Below are 14,978 nucleotides of genomic sequence, written 5' to 3' on the forward strand. Positions count from 1 at the left end.
GAAGGAACACAAGGAAGACGCAGAGTTACACAAAGAGAGTTATACGCCTATCAACTCTCATTCATCCCAATGGCTAGTGCGAATAGCCCGCAGCTATTTCAAGAATATAAGGAACATGGATCAACGAATGACGAGGTCAAACACCCACTTCCCAATCACACTCATCCAGCAGGCGACAGCTAGCAGCTCACAGCTATTTCAAAAATATCGATCAAGGAACACCGATCAACGAATGACGAAATATATCCTGCTATTTTTTCTTTTTTAACTGAAACGTTCTGGTTACGTTAAAGCCCAGGTGTATATCTCCATTAAAGAAATCGCCTTTTGTTTCGGTAATGAAGGTTCGTTCGGTGAGGCTTGAGGTATTGGTAACTACTAATTGAAACACGTGGCCTCCGGTTTCGATATCTACACCAAAGCCGAGGGAGTTATAGCGTTTGCTGCCGGCTTCAAATACACTGTTATCAGGTGGATCGAGGCGGTAATAATACTCGGTTGTAAGGGCTACGCTTCGGGTAAGTTTCAATCTTCCGCCAACACCGATAGCAACCTGGTTGTTCTTTTCTTTGGTTTGATCAACCGCATTTTTGTGAATAAACGTTGGCATTAATTGCAGTGAAAGGTTTGAGGTGATCTTGCGGGCAATAAGCGCCTGTGCTGTATAGGCAAGGCGATCTACTGTTTTAAAGCCTTCCGGCTCGCTGCCTTTTTTTGGAGATATACTATAGGCCGTTCCTCCCAGTAAGGTCATGGTAAACGGAAACGGGTTGCTGCCTGTACGCTGCCGTAGCAATTTATACTTTACATAACCATCCATAATCTTGTCGGCCGAGTTACGACCAATACTCACAGAGAGATTATCGGTGATACCATAATCTAACCCAAGACGCACATAAGCCTGATCCAAGCCGTACATCTCATATAAACCATCATTAATTTTACCGAAGCGGTGCGCGAATATAAATTCGAGTGTACCTGCATTTTTGGTTTCTATACTATGGCCATTTACCAGGCGTGTGCCTTTAAAGGTAGCGATGGTATAATCGGTTTGCGGACTATCCTTTTCCAGTTCCTTCAGCAGATCATCCTGCGCCATGGAAATAAAAGGAAGAAGAAAGAAGAGTAAAAATAATTTCTGCATAGGGTTTACTTAAAGGGGTCTGTAATTAAAATCTACGGTTACTTCCACCTGTTGGGCAATGTTCTGCCACACAATCTGCGGTACTTTGATATTATAGTCGAGTAGCTTTACAGTAAATTTCGATTTCAGCACCAGGATGTTGTCTTTGACTTCTGCTGTACCCGGAAAAGTTACATCGCGCGTAACACCGTGAATGGTTAATTTCCCTATAGCCTTTACCTGCTGTACTCCTGATGCCTCAGGATTAAAACCTTCGATCTTTCCCTGAAAAGATGACTTCGGAAATTTCTCCGATTCCATATATTTTTCATTGAAGTGTACCTGCATCAGTCGCTTTTCGAATTGAAAATCCTTGATGTTCATCAGATAGGCAACATCCCCTTTCTTGGCGTCAAAGATGCTGGTAACTTTATTGTTAGCTGCTGCTATATCTTCAATTACACCATCAGAAAAGAAAGAGACATTTCCCTTCTCAATAAAGTACCGTTGTTGGCTACGGCCGGCATGCGACAAAACGATTAAAGCTAATGACAGTATATATGTAAGCCTCATAATCAGCAAATCAACAAAAAAAATATTGAGGTTTGTAAATAAAATCGACCATGCTTATCTATCTGCTGCTCTTTATTTGACCGCACAAAATACAGCTGTGCAAACCGGGTGAGTATCTCCATGCGTACGAACACGAAACTTAGGTTAGTTATCAAGCGCACCCTGTTGTATCCAGCAGTAAATTGTTTGGCGCTCTTCCTGCGTTATGCTTCCTACACGTGGCATCTTATCCGGATCGGTTAATGGCAGGGTGATTCTGCGTTGCACTTCACTCTTCTTTTCCTGTAAATTACTGAGCACGGTCCAGTCGGGCAGGCCCGTACCACTTACATGACATCCTTCTATGGCGCACTTAGTTTGAATAATGGGAACTACATTGGCAGAGTAACTTATCGTGGCAGAATTGTCACACGACACAATAAAAGATGAACCAATATTATGGTCTACACATGCTTCTGTTATATACAGCAAAAAGATAAGGAGTATGCATGTTTTTAGTATACTTTTCTTCATAATAAAAAGATAAGAAAAATTTTCAATTGCAAGTACGACTATAAACTCCAATGTGCGATGTTTTGCATTTTGTTTTGCGTTGTAAAAAAAAGTATGGAATAAACTACCCGGCATGCTCTGAAAAAGGGAATCGTATAAAAATGAAAATCCCCCGAAGTCCTAGACCCCGGGGGATAATCACTGTCTATAGTTGGCTTTAATCTTGAATCAAAGATATAGCCCTAGTAAAAAAGTACCATAACTGAATCGGTCATCTGAAAATATAGCAGACGAATGGGATTATTTGCAGATAGATGGGCACTATAAAAGTGCGGGAGATAATACTAAGAGAAGTAGCAGATCAACATCTTAAAAAACTGTTCCAACGCTCACCCTACTGGATCCAGTACCTTTTTGGAGTAAGCATGTAACAACGGTTTGGTTAAGCGACCTTTTAGAACAGCGTCCTGATAATGGCTATAAAATGAAAATCCCCCGAAGTACTCGACTAAGGGGGATTGTCATGTCTATAGTTGGCTTTAATCTGTCGTAAAACTACATCTTTTTTTAGTATAATCAACCGATTGCACAAAAAAATTAAGGAAAACCGTAAATTATCTGGTTACCTTTTTGAAATCGAGTCAATTTTAACAGAATCTTTAGTCATGTAAGTGTCTTTGATCCGCTCCTTCAATTGCGGTTTTGAGCCTGGAAAAGTGGTTCTCTTGCTGATGTCGTAACTCGCATATCCTATCAATATTACAAACACCACAGCAAACCCCGCGAATATTTTTTTACCCTTCGTCATCGGTACTATCAAATATACTCCAGCACTTTATCCGCCAGCTCTACATTATCTGACAGCAATTCGTAGAACTGATCTTTATTGAATTTCAAAATTACAGTATCGGTTTGAGCCACCACGAGGTTAGCATTCAAAAAGTTCTGGTAACCCAGCATCTCTCCTATAAATTGTCCCTGGAGGAACTGCGTCACGTGTTCCCCTTTGTGATAAAAATCTACTGTTCCGGAGATGATCACATAAAAATTATTGTTGGAGCGCTCGTCCAGGGTAAGCGACTCTCCTTTTTTGAGCCTCACATCTTCACTGAGATCGGCAAGGTAAGTAAGTGTAAGCCCTGCCACTCCTTTAAAGATATTGATCTCCTGGAAGAAGAGTATCTTTTCAAAACGCGTCATGCGCTTGCCTTGTATAATGAGCATATCAAGCTCATACTTGGTGGCCTCTCCTAGCCTCTTTGAATTGAGTTCGTATTCCTTCGGATTGATTTGATGCAACGCCCAGGCCGATACTTCACGAATGAGCAAGTCCGGATTGAACAACTGGGCAATCAGGTCAAGCTTGAAGTCTTCAATCTTTTGCATACCAATCTGGAACAGTACACATGCCTTTGTCCAGCGGTTCGATTGCGTAAAGTCGCGGTTGATCAGGAACTTCAACACTAACCGGGAATCGAGCTTCACGCGCGGATAAAAATATTCCAGACGACTAATTCGCTCTGCATCGGATATATCATCGAGAATAGGGATAACCCGCTGCTTCAACTGCTCTGAAAGGAATACATCCAGCAGCTCGATGGCATACGTTATGCCTTCGGCCGTACCGCTATCAATATTCTCTTTTACCAACTGAATGGAGCGCGTATCATATAACATGGTGAGCAGGGTATAGATGTGCTCAATGTCATTTTTGATCTCCAGTTGAAGTGCCGTTTTAATCTGTTCGCTGAATCCCTCATCGCCTACTTCATACATGGCACTCAGGTTCCAGCTGATATCGGCTATATCAGATTCAATAACATATTTGATACGCGTAATCTGCGATATCCCTGCCTTGAACCCACATTCACCCAACGACAACAGCACCTGCGATACGATCACTTTATTGGGATAATCCATTTTGTTCCAGAGTATCTCGCGCGCACGCTGCCCTCCTATGCGGCCAATTACCTGTACAATGCGCAGCATCATCTGTGTACTCTGGCCACTGCGGTAAAATGCAGCATCCAGTGCTGGCAGAGTAGTAGCACCGATCTGCACTAAAGCATTCATGGCCTGATTGCTGTATACCGGACTCCCGAGGTTTTCAATGACAGTATTGATGATCTCCGGATTATTTTTCTTGATGGAAGTTTTGATGGCTGTGTTCCGGACTTGTGGCTCAGCATCAATCAATAATTCCATCAGGAACGATGTACATTCTTCACGTGAGGTGTGCAGCAATAACTCTGCTGCATAGTGACGGTCGTTCGGATTGCCTGATCGCGTCAGTTTCTGAATACGTGCTTTGGTAATGTCACCACCGTTTTGGATGATGAGTTCCAGATCGCTCTTGGTCAATACATTTTTTTCGGAGCCATCAACTTTAGTACCGTCCATCCGGATAACATACTTATCGGACACCGACAGACCTTTCAATTCATTCATCTTATCTTGTGCGTAGGCACGTATCGGCTCTTCATCGTTCTTCATCATGTTGTTGACCCATGCAGAAACCTGTGCAGCATTAATCTTCTCCAACAGTTTGTAAGAGAACACGGCCTTTGAAGCCTGTGGCGCCGCAAGCATAGTCTCCAACCGGTTCGTTACACGTGTAAAACCTTTCTCCAGTCTTTCCTGCTGCATATCGGTGCTTTCCAGTTTCAGCCGGATCTTGTTCCGATAACCATTATATAGATGATTCACTACATAGAAGTAGGCACCGGCCAGCAACAGCAAAAGGATACCAACATGTATAAGTTTAAAGAATGGCAAAAAGGCCATACCAAATATCAGCAAGCCGGCCACAAAGCGAGCACTCTCGTTCATAAGTCCTTCAACCTTTGCCTGTATATTAAAGCGAAGACGGTTTTCCAGCGGAATAAAAAAGAGCTTGAAGACAGGGTTCTCCAATGAATCGCGAAGCGTCCAATTGAAAAGACGGGTCAGGGCTACGAACAGAAAGAAGTATATAAAGCCGGTTTCACCGATTACTTTTTCGTAACCGAAAATTCCTCCCGTTAATAAAGAGCCAGATGCAAACAGAATCACCACCAATGGAAGCACAAACAGCGATACACGCAACCCATAGTTGCTGATGATCCGCTGGTTGATAAAGGTTTGCATGATAAGGCTTATACCATATACCGCACCGGTAAAGAATGAGTTGAAGTTGGTAAGCTCGCGTTCCTTCGGATATTGTATTTGCACCAGTTGCTGGAAAGAGTACTGTGTAAACATAAACATTACCATAGAGATAAGCAGAAATACGGAAAGCATCCGTATATAGGGGTCTCTCACCAGCCGGGTAATGCGCGTCTCTCTCCGTACTGCTGCGCCAAATTCACGCGGGTCGTTCTTGGCCAGTGTAAAAACGGTAGCAATGATGAACAGCAACACCGATACAATGGCTATACTCCCAGCGCAAACCAACAAGTAATCGGAAGTATCTTTAATGATCTTCGAAGTAAATGGAATAGCAATGAGTGTAGCCAGGATAGCAGCGATCAACTGGCCGGTATCAATCCATCCGATGATCCTCTTTGACTGCCGGAAATTGAAGAGTCGCCCGAAGATTCCCCAGAAACTCAACAATAACACAGCGGTAATGGGACCCGACATGCAGTACAAGGCAAACACAAAGTAATTATGCCATGACGATGGACCGAAGTTTAGCAGCCAGTACGCTCCGAGCGTAAAGAGCAGAATCAATACAACACTGCCCAGCGCAAGCGTTGTAAACCGTATCCAGTTTTGAAAGAATGAGAACAGCGAAGTGGTAATAATACCGAGTGCACCTGCTGCCAGAAAGGCCTTGTTCAGGTAAGCTCCCATCCTGTTGAGAAAAAGAGAGTCTGCCGTTACCTGGTAGGTGGCAATGAACACGCCCATGAAGAAGCCTGTACAAAGCATTACAATGATCTGCTTCTGCTCTTCGTTCTTGATGCGGAGTAAGCGTGCTAAACTTGCCATAGGTTACCATCAAATATAAAAAAATCCGGTCCTGATTCATGATCAGGGCCGGATTTTTAACTGTTATCCGTGACACGTTAATCGTTATCAGGAAGAGTATATTAACGGTTACCCTAAACGATCTGTGTTATTCTGTTCCCGATAGCCATCGGGATATGGGAAATAAATTTTGGTCTCTCAGGCTAATCGTTATTAGTTACACGTCATTCAGATCTGTTTCTGATAACGGATTACTATTAACCGTTAACGGTATTATTTCTTCGCCGCAGTACTATCCGCTTTCACACCACCCGATTTCTCCTGATTATACTCGCTGTTCAAGCCATCAATAACATCTTTGGAGATATTCAGTGCTTCGCCGGCAAACAACACATCGCTGGAAGGATCGTACTTCAACACCACCTGAAGACCTTTCTCGGTGCCATATTTTTTCAGGAAATTTGTAATGCGTTCGTAAAGTTCTTTATTCAGCTTCGCTTCTTCTTCCATCAGTTGCTGGCTCAGCGTCTGTTGATAGAGTTGCAGGTTCTGTTGCTTCTTGCCCAGATCTTCTTCCGTTGCCTTTACCTGTCCAAGGGTCATGCTATTCACGTTACGCTGGTAGGCTGCAATTTCGTTCTGAAGGCCGATGGCGCGGTTGCGATATTCCTGTTCCAGGCTTTTGGATTTTTCTTCCAGTTGAACCTTCTGTGCTTTGAGGTAATCGTAATATTTTAAAACAGTATCCGAGTTAATATAGGCAACTGTCAGAGCGCCAGGCTCCACGGCAGTATCGCCAGACGCTGCTGGTTTGGATGATGAGAAATGTAAATAGAATAACACAGCGACTGCCACCAGCAGCACAATGTTTAAGATCAACGAAAGATTTTTCATTAATTAAAGGTTCAGAGTTCAGGGCGCAAATATGTGCAGAATTTTCGGAGGCTGAACAGCGAGGTAAGAATTTTCCGGTAATCTTTTCAGCCAGCCTTGCTGAACTCAGCCGGCCTCCTGATCTTCCGTTTGAAAGGAATACAGGGTTGGATCCAGCTTCAATGTATCTTCGTTAAAGTCTTTGATAAACTTCTCAATAACCTTGTCGGTAATGCGCTCTACATGGAGCCCTACATCGAGGCTTACGCCAAATTCGGAATTGGCGTCAAGGTCTACATGTTCTTTTACTTTTACAGATTCGTCTTCTTCAAGCTCCATGATCACTTCAGCCATAAACAAACCGATCTCTTCTTCCAGCGGATCGAGTGTTTCCAGGTTTCCGTTTTCATCTTCATCGTAAGTAATCTTTTTATACTCCGGAAAATGCTTGGCAGCACGATGCTCCGCTATTTCGTAGAGTTCGCTTTCGTGTTGCAGACGCAATGTATAGATCACAGCATCGTAGATAACATCCTTACCTTCAAACTTGCCTAAGAAATAGAAGTGTGAGTATTCATCCGAGTTTTCATCTTCATCATCAAACAAGAATGTTCTTCCCAGAGTAAGCATTTTTTCTCTATACTCTTCTATGATCTTCGGACTGAAACCTAAATTCTCTACTGGTGCCATAACTCAAACGAATCGTTCTTTAATTTAAAAAAAATGGTTGAAAATATATACGCTTTGTCAGGAAAATTATACCGGATTCAAGGTGTCTGAACAGATTATTCCTTGAACCAGGTGGCATACATCGGATAGTTACGGGCCGTCCGTTGTATCACCTCTTTCATTTCCTCTCCGATTGCTTTCACGCGTCTGGCCGGTGTACCGGCGTAGATACTTCCCGGTTCAACAATGGTTCCCGCCAGCACCACGGCACCTGCAGCAATTACCGAGTTCTCCCCTATTACTGCATCGTCCATTACAATAGCGCCCATCCCGATCAGCACGTTGTCTTTCACCGTGCAGCCGTGTACAATCGCATTGTGGGCGATCGAAACATTACTGCCAATCACGGTCCTGGCCTTCTGATAGGTACAATGGATCACCGCACCATCCTGAATATTGGTATTGTCGCCAATGGTAATGGAGTGAACATCACCTCGCACCACGGCATTAAACCAGACCGTACAATTGTCTCCCATCACAACCTCCCCCACTACGGTTGCATTATCTGCCAGAAAACAATTGTTCCCAAATTTCGGCTCATGCCCTCTCACTGCCTTGATAAGTGCCATGCGATGCGTTTAAAAGTTGGACGAAATCTACAATTGGAATCTGAAAAATCGTAAATCCACTGACAAGATGTCACCATAAAAACACTAAAAGTTGTACTTTTGCGACTTATTAAGAACACGATGGAGAATTTGATTGGAGATCTGGATGTTTTGAACCCGCAGGATGCGGAAGCCTGTGAAACGGTTCATGTTTTGAAGGATGAAAATACCGGCAATAAGCGCAAGCTATATATAGAGAGTTATGGGTGCCAGATGAATTTTGCAGACAGCGAGATCGTGGCATCAATTCTACAGAAAGAGGGATTTGATACCACGTCCGATATCGCTACTGCCGATGTTGTATTTCTGAATACCTGTTCGATCCGTGAGAAGGCAGAGCAAACTGTGCGCAACCGCTTAACGCATATCAATGGCCTTAAAAAGCAAAAGCCGGAGTTGCTGGTAGGTGTACTCGGTTGTATGGCTGAACGCCTGAAGGCTAAGTTTTTAGAAGAAGAAAAGATCGTAGACCTCGTAGCAGGCCCCGATGCTTACCGCGATCTACCGGCACTCATCAGCCAGGTGGATGACGGACAGAAAGCGGTAAACACATTCCTTTCGCGCGAAGAGACGTATGCCGATATAAGCCCGGTGCGCCTTAATTCCAACGGCGTTACTGCTTTCATATCCATTATGCGTGGCTGCGACAACATGTGCTCATTTTGCGTGGTGCCTTTCACCCGCGGCCGCGAGCGCAGTCGTGATCCCTATTCCATTGTGCAGGAAGCAACGCAGATGTTTGCGCAAGGTTATCGCGAGGTAACATTGCTGGGCCAAAATGTAGACTCCTATAAATGGAGCCCCGAAGAAAACAACAAGGCGTGGATTGAGAAGAACGGTGTGAGCAACATTATTACGTTTGCCAACCTGCTGGAGATGGTGGCCAAGGTGCATCCTGATCTGCGCGTACGCTTCTCCACTTCGCACCCTAAAGATATTACCGATGATGTGCTGCATACCATGGCGAAGTACGAGAACATCTGCAAGTATATACACCTGCCGGTGCAAAGCGGTAACACACGTATTCTTGACATCATGAACCGTGGCTATTCCCGCGAATGGTATCTCGACAAGATTAAGAGTATACGAACCATCCTCGGCAACGACTGTGGTATATCTTCTGATATGATTACCGGTTTCTGTACCGAAACGGAAGAAGAACACCAGGATACACTTTCGCTGATGGATGCCGTTGAATATGATTTTGCCTACATGTTCTTTTACTCCGAGCGTCCGGGAACACTCGCAGCAAAAAAATATACCGATGATATAGACCTTGATATCAAGAAGCGCAGACTGAATGAGATCATCCAGAAACAAACCGAGCATTCGCTGAAGCGAAACAAGCTCGATGTAGGCAAGGTATATAAAGTGCTTATCGAAGGATTCTCCAAACGATCCGAAGAGTATCTGCAGGGACGCAACTCTGCAAACAAAGTAATTGTTTTCCCGAAAGGAAACTACAAGAAAGGCGAGTATGTGCACGTGCTGGTAGAAGACTGCACCGGTGCCACACTGATGGGAAAAACCATTAACAGTTAGTGTTGTTACTCCAGCCTTTTGAAGCAACAAGGGCTGGCATATATTTTCAGCCTGCTGTTAATGTTATTTTTTGACAGACATGATTAACAGACAAACAACCGATGGCAATTTCAGATTTAGAGATACAAAATGTAAAACAACGCTTCGGTATAATTGGCAACTCACCCTTGCTTAACAATGCGGTGAGTGTCGCTATACAAGTAGCGCCAACCGATATGTCGGTATTGATTACCGGAGAAAGTGGAAGTGGTAAAGAATCTTTTTCAAAGATCATTCACCACCTGAGTCCGCGCAAGCATGGCCAGTTCATTGCCATTAACTGCGGTTCTATCCCGGAAGGTACGATCGACTCCGAATTATTCGGCCACGAAAAAGGCTCTTTTACTGGAGCTCACGAGGCCCGCAAAGGATACTTTGAAGTAACGAATGGCGGTACCATTTTCCTGGACGAGATTGGCGAAATGCCCCTGGGCACACAGGCCCGCCTGCTCCGCGTTTTGGAAAATGGGGAGTTCATAAAAGTAGGTTCTTCCAAGGTGCAGAAGACCGATGTACGTGTGGTCGCTGCTACCAATGTGAACCTGATGCGCAATGTGGAAGAAGGTAAATTCCGTGAAGACCTTTACTATCGCCTTAGCACAGTTCCGATCTATGTGCCACCATTGCGCGAACGAGGACGTGATATTGAACTTCTGTTCAGAAAATTTGCAACCGATTTTTCAGAAAAATACAGGGTAAAACCGATTGCGCTTACCGATGAAGCGAAAGACATTCTATTAAAGTATCGCTTCCCCGGCAACATCCGCCAGCTCAAAAATCTAGTGGAACAGATCTCTGTGCTTTCAGCCGACAATAAGGATATAACCGCCGAGACACTGCAGCGCTACTTGCCAAAAGAAACGAACTTGCCGGCACTTTATAAAGGAGCCGGATCGGTTTCTGAGAAAGACGGCATGTCTGAACGCGATATACTCTATAAAGTATTGTTCGACATGAAGAAGGATTTTAATGATTTGAAGAAACTCGTGCTTGATACATTCAGCAATCCGTCCAAAGCTGCGCAGTTGGTGAAAGATCATCCCGGCCTGTTCGAAGGTATACATGCGTCTGAACCAATGAACGGATCTTCGTCTGATGCCATGGTATTAAACTTGCCATCAGCCGAGATAACAGACAATGAACATGTAGAAGACGTGCACGACATTACGCATGAAACTGAAGATGACTCGCTCTCAATTGAAAAGAAAGAAAAAGAATTGATTGTGAGAGCCCTTCGAAAAAATAATAACAAGCGTAAATATGCGGCACGCGATTTGGGCATCTCCGAAAGAACCTTATATCGAAAAATTAAACAGTACGATCTTGAAGAATAGTAAACCAGAGGGGGCTCACAACAAGTCCCTTCTTCGACTGCCCTTAGTTGTTCTCTCTCTTATTTTTTTTGCAGCTATATTTTCACTGGAGTCTTGCGGAGTATATTCCTTCACGGGCATCAGTACCGATGCCAAAACTATATCGATGCCTGAGTTCTATAACAATGCAGACCTCGGGCCGGCCAACATGGGCCAGACTTTTACCAACAGTTTGAAGACTTACCTGATCCAGAACTCCAACCTTTCGGTTGTACAGGAAGATGGAGACCTCCAGATGGACGGGGAGATTACCGATTTCAGGCTTACCCCTATTTCTCCAGTGTCAACCGGCAATAGTACGCAGATTAACAATGCCTCTTCAACGCGTCTCACCATTACTGTGAAAGTAACGTATGTGAACACAAAGGACGAGGCAATGAGTTTTAAGGACAAGTCTTTCTCTTTTTACAAGGATTTTACGAACGATCAGAACTTCACCGACATACAAGAACAGCTAACTAAAGACATTTTCGACCGGATCATCAACGACATCTTCAATGCCTCGGTTGCCAATTGGTAAAATTTAGTATTTTTACCTGAAGGCATGATATCAGTGGAAAAAAATTCCTTTATACACGTACTCCATCACTATTCCGATAGCTCTATCGAAGAAGCTAAGGAGATACTCTCCCTTAAAGAGAGTTACCCCTATAGCCAAATATTACACGCACTTTCCGCCCGCCTGGCTAAAGACCATGGCTTCAGCACACAACAGGCTGAGTTACAAATGGCGGCTGTCTATGCAGCCGACCGGGGTGTATTGAAAGATGTAATGACGCGGGAGTCAATCGTATTACAGTACCCGGCAAAAGTCCAGGAACCAACAACCGTTTCAACATGGACTTCGCGAACCGCTTCAATCCCTGTGTCGACATCCACGCAGGCACCGTCACGCAGCGTCTCAACCTCTACAGAGAGTCTGGCGGAAGAAGTAATGCACGACCTCGAACGACTGACGGAGCTTCGTCAAAATTTTGAGATGATGTTTGAGCATCCCGTTGCGGCAGTCGCTTCCATACCGGAGCCCGAAGAGGAGCCTGTTTCTGAGATTGCTGAGGAAGTCCAGCACAAAGACACTGCAAAATCAAGAAAGGAACGCATTAAAGAAGTTGCACGGGCTATGCAGGCAAAGACTGATCATGAATCCCATGAATCAGAAGAGCAAACAAAGTCAAGGAAAGCACGCATCGTTGAACTTGCCAAAGCTATGCAGTCTCAAACCGCAGAGCAGGATGGTGAAGCTGAGGTTCCAAAGACAAGAACCAGAAAAAAAAAACACGATGATTCGGGCGAAGAGCTGATCGATGAGATTGTAAGCAGTAAAGAAGAACTTACCCCAGAAGGAGATAAACAAAAAGAGCAACTCGAAATCATCGAGCAGTTCATAAAAACACAACCCACCATAACATCGGCGAAAGAAAAAGTACTTCCGCCCCCATCGGGCGACCTCTCTACTATTAAAACGGGTGAGTTTGGTGACAATGTGGTTTCGGAAACACTGGTTGAAATTCTCATAAAACAAGGTAAAAAAGACAAGGCTATTGAGGTTCTCAAGAAGCTTATTTGGAAGTTTCCGCAAAAAAAGGCTTACTTTGCGGCTCAAATTGAAGATTTAAGAAAATAGAATATGTACGCATTAGTAATTGGTCTTATTATTCTCTTCGCAGTGTTGTTGGTGCTGGTGATTCTGGCACAAAACTCTAAAGGAGGCGGGCTCACCAGCCAGTTTGGAGGTTCAGCAGCAAGTAACATTATCGGTGTAAAGAAGACTGGCGATTTGCTGGAGAAACTTACCTGGAGCTTTGTCATTGGCATCATGGTACTTTGCCTGGCAACCAACTTCATTACCGCAGACAGAGGTGGTTCAGAAAACAACATTCTTGACAGAGCAGGCGAACAAGCTCCTGCCCAGGCACCAGCCCTGGACCTGCCTTCATCTACTGAAAGCGCTCCGGCTAATGCCGACAGTGCTAAATAAGAATCACATCACAAATATTGATAACAACAATGGGTTGCCCGCGGCAGCCCATTGTCGTTATTAATGCATTCGATCTCCGCGGAGCCCCAGGCCCTTTACAATCTCTGCCTCCTGCTCCAGCAATTCGTGCCAGCGGTTCATCACCACTTCTTCAGGCATATACTCCTTGGCGAGTTGCAGAAAGTTCTTGTAATGCCCGGCTTCCGATATCATCAGCTCATGGTAAAATTCAGCGAGCTCCTGGTCTGGAATATGCTTCCATAATATCTTGAAACGCTCACAACTCCTCGCTTCAATCAATGCATTCATCAGCAGTTTTTCCATAAGCTGTTGCTCCCGGCTGCCTCCCTTTTGAATTACCCGGCTAAGCTTCTCCACGTACTCATCCTTGCGCTGCCTTCCCAGACTCCAGCCACGCTTACGAAGCTCTGCCAGTACACGCTCAAAGTGACTCCACTCTTCCGCCACGATGGGCGAAAGCCGCTCTACCAACAAGTCTTTTTCAGGGTACAGAACAATAAGTGATATACAGGAAGATGCTGCCTTCTGTTCGCAGTACGCGTGATCCACCAGTATATCCTCCAGGTGAGTCTCTGCGATATTAACCCATCGCGGGTCTGTTGGCAACTCAAGACCGAGTGTGAATTTATCTTTTGCTTCCATAGCTGGATTGAAAAATTGGAAGATTACAAAATTAGAAGATTCTGAAATGGAAAGATCAAGAGATTCAGCATCCCATTTTTCAAATCTTTTAATCTTACAATTTTAAAATCTTAAATCTAATCATAGAAAGACCAATCAAATCCAAAGTCGATAATATTGCGTTGGCCCGGATAGTATGGTGTAGGCATATACCCTTGTTTCGTAAAAGCCTGCATCAGATTATTATACTTCAGAAATATGCGACCTCGCTTGATGCGCGTGTTAAAGAACAGGTCAATAATTGGGAATTGCTTTGACTGAAAGCTTTGCTGCACATAGAACTGCTGTGCAGGCACATCGTAGCCGAGCGCGTAGTAAGTGGAGTTCCAATGTACGTCTATACCGGTGTGCATATCGAGGTTGCCATTGAAAAATATATTCTCATACGACAATTGCCCGTTTACAAACAGCTCGGGAATTTGTATCGCCTCATCATCATTCTTGAGCATGTGGTTGTAAATTACCTTACCCGTCAACCGAATGTGCTGGGCCATGGTGAGCGTAAAATTGAGCTCGGGTGCGGCAAAGACCTGCTGCCCTGATGACTGAACCGGCATTACGGTTTGGTCAAGATCAAAGTTTCCCTGCTTGAAAAATACATAGTTACCCAAACGCGTAAAAGTAAGTCCGGGGGAAGCAGACAACACACGCGATCGATAATGTATATACCCATTGATCTGCGTAACATTTACATTGTGAAAGTCTGTAGGATAGGTAAAGGACGGATACCATACATCGTGACTACCGCGATAGGCCTGTTGCATGAATGAAGGTGCATACTGCATCTGTTTCAGCGTAGCCTCAAACCACGGACTTTTGATACTTCCCTCAATCCGGTAATTACCGGTTTGCATCACTTCAACCCAGCCGCCAATCTCACCGATTGAATCCAGGCGCAGTGCCATCCGGCCTCCGAGATAGCTTTCTGCACCCTTCGTTTTTAATCCCAATGTATCCGCATCGATGTAGTTATAGTTCATCGAATAATTACGGAT

The 14,978-nt window shown here is 44.3% G+C and carries 14 protein-coding genes; 5 read left to right on the forward strand and 9 right to left on the reverse strand.

The genetic code is table 11. The annotated features are described in order from the left end of the window. Positions 1–250: 250 nt before the first annotated feature. From V7Q33_RS08990 to V7Q33_RS09020, 7 genes are all read right to left on the reverse strand, one after another. Entirely contained in the window at positions 251–1,144 is an 894-nt protein-coding gene (locus tag V7Q33_RS08990) for a DUF5777 family beta-barrel protein (RefSeq protein WP_333819628.1), read from the reverse strand. Between the two features lie 9 nt (positions 1,145–1,153). Next, positions 1,154–1,696, reverse strand: coding sequence for a YceI family protein (locus V7Q33_RS08995; RefSeq protein ID WP_331983127.1), 543 nt, complete (start codon positions 1,694–1,696; stop codon positions 1,154–1,156). Between the two features lie 144 nt (positions 1,697–1,840). Beyond that, on the reverse strand, positions 1,841–2,209 hold the full coding sequence (locus V7Q33_RS09000) for a hypothetical protein (RefSeq protein WP_333819629.1): 369 nt from the start codon (positions 2,207–2,209) through the stop codon (positions 1,841–1,843). Between the two features lie 795 nt (positions 2,210–3,004). Next, a complete protein-coding gene (locus tag V7Q33_RS09005) occupies positions 3,005–6,160 on the reverse strand; it encodes a cyclic nucleotide-binding domain-containing protein (protein WP_331983131.1) in 3,156 nt (1,051 codons plus the stop codon). Positions 6,161–6,412: 252 nt separating this feature from the next. Beyond that, on the reverse strand, positions 6,413–7,033 hold the full coding sequence (locus V7Q33_RS09010) for an OmpH family outer membrane protein (protein WP_331983133.1): 621 nt from the start codon (positions 7,031–7,033) through the stop codon (positions 6,413–6,415). Positions 7,034–7,138: 105 nt separating this feature from the next. Beyond that, positions 7,139–7,702, reverse strand: coding sequence for a hypothetical protein (locus V7Q33_RS09015; RefSeq protein ID WP_331983135.1), 564 nt, complete (start codon positions 7,700–7,702; stop codon positions 7,139–7,141). A gap of 95 nt (positions 7,703–7,797) precedes the next feature. Further along, positions 7,798–8,310 carry a gamma carbonic anhydrase family protein gene (locus V7Q33_RS09020; RefSeq protein WP_331983137.1) on the reverse strand — a complete coding sequence of 171 codons (513 nt, stop codon included), beginning with the start codon at positions 8,308–8,310 and terminating at the stop codon, positions 7,798–7,800. A gap of 120 nt (positions 8,311–8,430) precedes the next feature. Between V7Q33_RS09020 and miaB the strand changes: the two genes are divergently transcribed. The 5 genes from miaB to secG all read left to right on the forward strand — a co-directional run bounded on the left by miaB (position 8,431) and on the right by secG (position 13,281). Further along, on the forward strand, positions 8,431–9,891 hold the full coding sequence (miaB, locus tag V7Q33_RS09025; protein WP_333819630.1) for a tRNA (N6-isopentenyl adenosine(37)-C2)-methylthiotransferase MiaB: 1,461 nt from the start codon (positions 8,431–8,433) through the stop codon (positions 9,889–9,891). 101 nt (positions 9,892–9,992) lie between these two features. Then, a complete protein-coding gene (locus tag V7Q33_RS09030) occupies positions 9,993–11,264 on the forward strand; it encodes a sigma-54 interaction domain-containing protein (protein ID WP_333819631.1) in 1,272 nt (423 codons plus the stop codon). Further along, positions 11,254–11,823 (forward strand): LptE family protein, encoded by a 570-nt coding sequence (locus tag V7Q33_RS09035; RefSeq protein WP_333819632.1) that lies wholly within the window; start codon positions 11,254–11,256, stop codon positions 11,821–11,823. The genes V7Q33_RS09030 and V7Q33_RS09035 overlap by 11 nt, the downstream gene beginning before the upstream one ends. Before the next feature lie 24 nt (positions 11,824–11,847). Then, complete coding sequence (locus tag V7Q33_RS09040; RefSeq protein WP_333819633.1) at positions 11,848–12,927, forward strand: hypothetical protein; 1,080 nt, start codon at positions 11,848–11,850, stop codon at positions 12,925–12,927. Between the two features lie 3 nt (positions 12,928–12,930). Further along, the gene (secG, locus tag V7Q33_RS09045; RefSeq protein WP_331977549.1) at positions 12,931–13,281 is read left to right on the forward strand and encodes a preprotein translocase subunit SecG; all 351 of its coding nucleotides are present in this window, start codon (positions 12,931–12,933) and stop codon (positions 13,279–13,281) included. A 60-nt stretch (positions 13,282–13,341) separates the two neighbouring features. Here the strand turns inward: secG and V7Q33_RS09050 are convergent, their stop codons facing one another. After that, a complete protein-coding gene (locus V7Q33_RS09050; RefSeq protein WP_333819634.1) occupies positions 13,342–13,944 on the reverse strand; it encodes a tRNA-(ms[2]io[6]A)-hydroxylase in 603 nt (200 codons plus the stop codon). Between the two features lie 116 nt (positions 13,945–14,060). Continuing rightward, a partial coding sequence (locus V7Q33_RS09055) for a putative porin (protein WP_333819635.1) occupies positions 14,061–14,978 on the reverse strand: 918 nt, incomplete at its 5' end.

The sequence above is a fragment of the Ohtaekwangia sp. genome (assembly GCF_036786105.1).
GTDB lineage: Bacteria > Bacteroidota > Bacteroidia > Cytophagales > Cyclobacteriaceae > Ohtaekwangia.

Coding starts and splice junctions, on each gene's coding strand:
- V7Q33_RS08990 (WP_333819628.1), bottom strand. CDS start 1,144: ATGCAGAAATTATTTTTACTCTTCTTTCTTCTTCCTTTTATTTCCATG.
- V7Q33_RS08995 (WP_331983127.1), bottom strand. CDS start 1,696: ATGAGGCTTACATATATACTGTCATTAGCTTTAATCGTTTTGTCGCAT.
- V7Q33_RS09000 (WP_333819629.1), bottom strand. CDS start 2,209: ATGAAGAAAAGTATACTAAAAACATGCATACTCCTTATCTTTTTGCTG.
- V7Q33_RS09005 (WP_331983131.1), bottom strand. CDS start 6,160: ATGGCAAGTTTAGCACGCTTACTCCGCATCAAGAACGAAGAGCAGAAG.
- V7Q33_RS09010 (WP_331983133.1), bottom strand. CDS start 7,033: ATGAAAAATCTTTCGTTGATCTTAAACATTGTGCTGCTGGTGGCAGTC.
- V7Q33_RS09015 (WP_331983135.1), bottom strand. CDS start 7,702: ATGGCACCAGTAGAGAATTTAGGTTTCAGTCCGAAGATCATAGAAGAG.
- V7Q33_RS09020 (WP_331983137.1), bottom strand. CDS start 8,310: ATGGCACTTATCAAGGCAGTGAGAGGGCATGAGCCGAAATTTGGGAAC.
- miaB (WP_333819630.1), top strand. CDS start 8,431: ATGGAGAATTTGATTGGAGATCTGGATGTTTTGAACCCGCAGGATGCG.
- V7Q33_RS09030 (WP_333819631.1), top strand. CDS start 9,993: ATGGCAATTTCAGATTTAGAGATACAAAATGTAAAACAACGCTTCGGT.
- V7Q33_RS09040 (WP_333819633.1), top strand. CDS start 11,848: ATGATATCAGTGGAAAAAAATTCCTTTATACACGTACTCCATCACTAT.
- secG (WP_331977549.1), top strand. CDS start 12,931: ATGTACGCATTAGTAATTGGTCTTATTATTCTCTTCGCAGTGTTGTTG.
- V7Q33_RS09050 (WP_333819634.1), bottom strand. CDS start 13,944: ATGGAAGCAAAAGATAAATTCACACTCGGTCTTGAGTTGCCAACAGAC.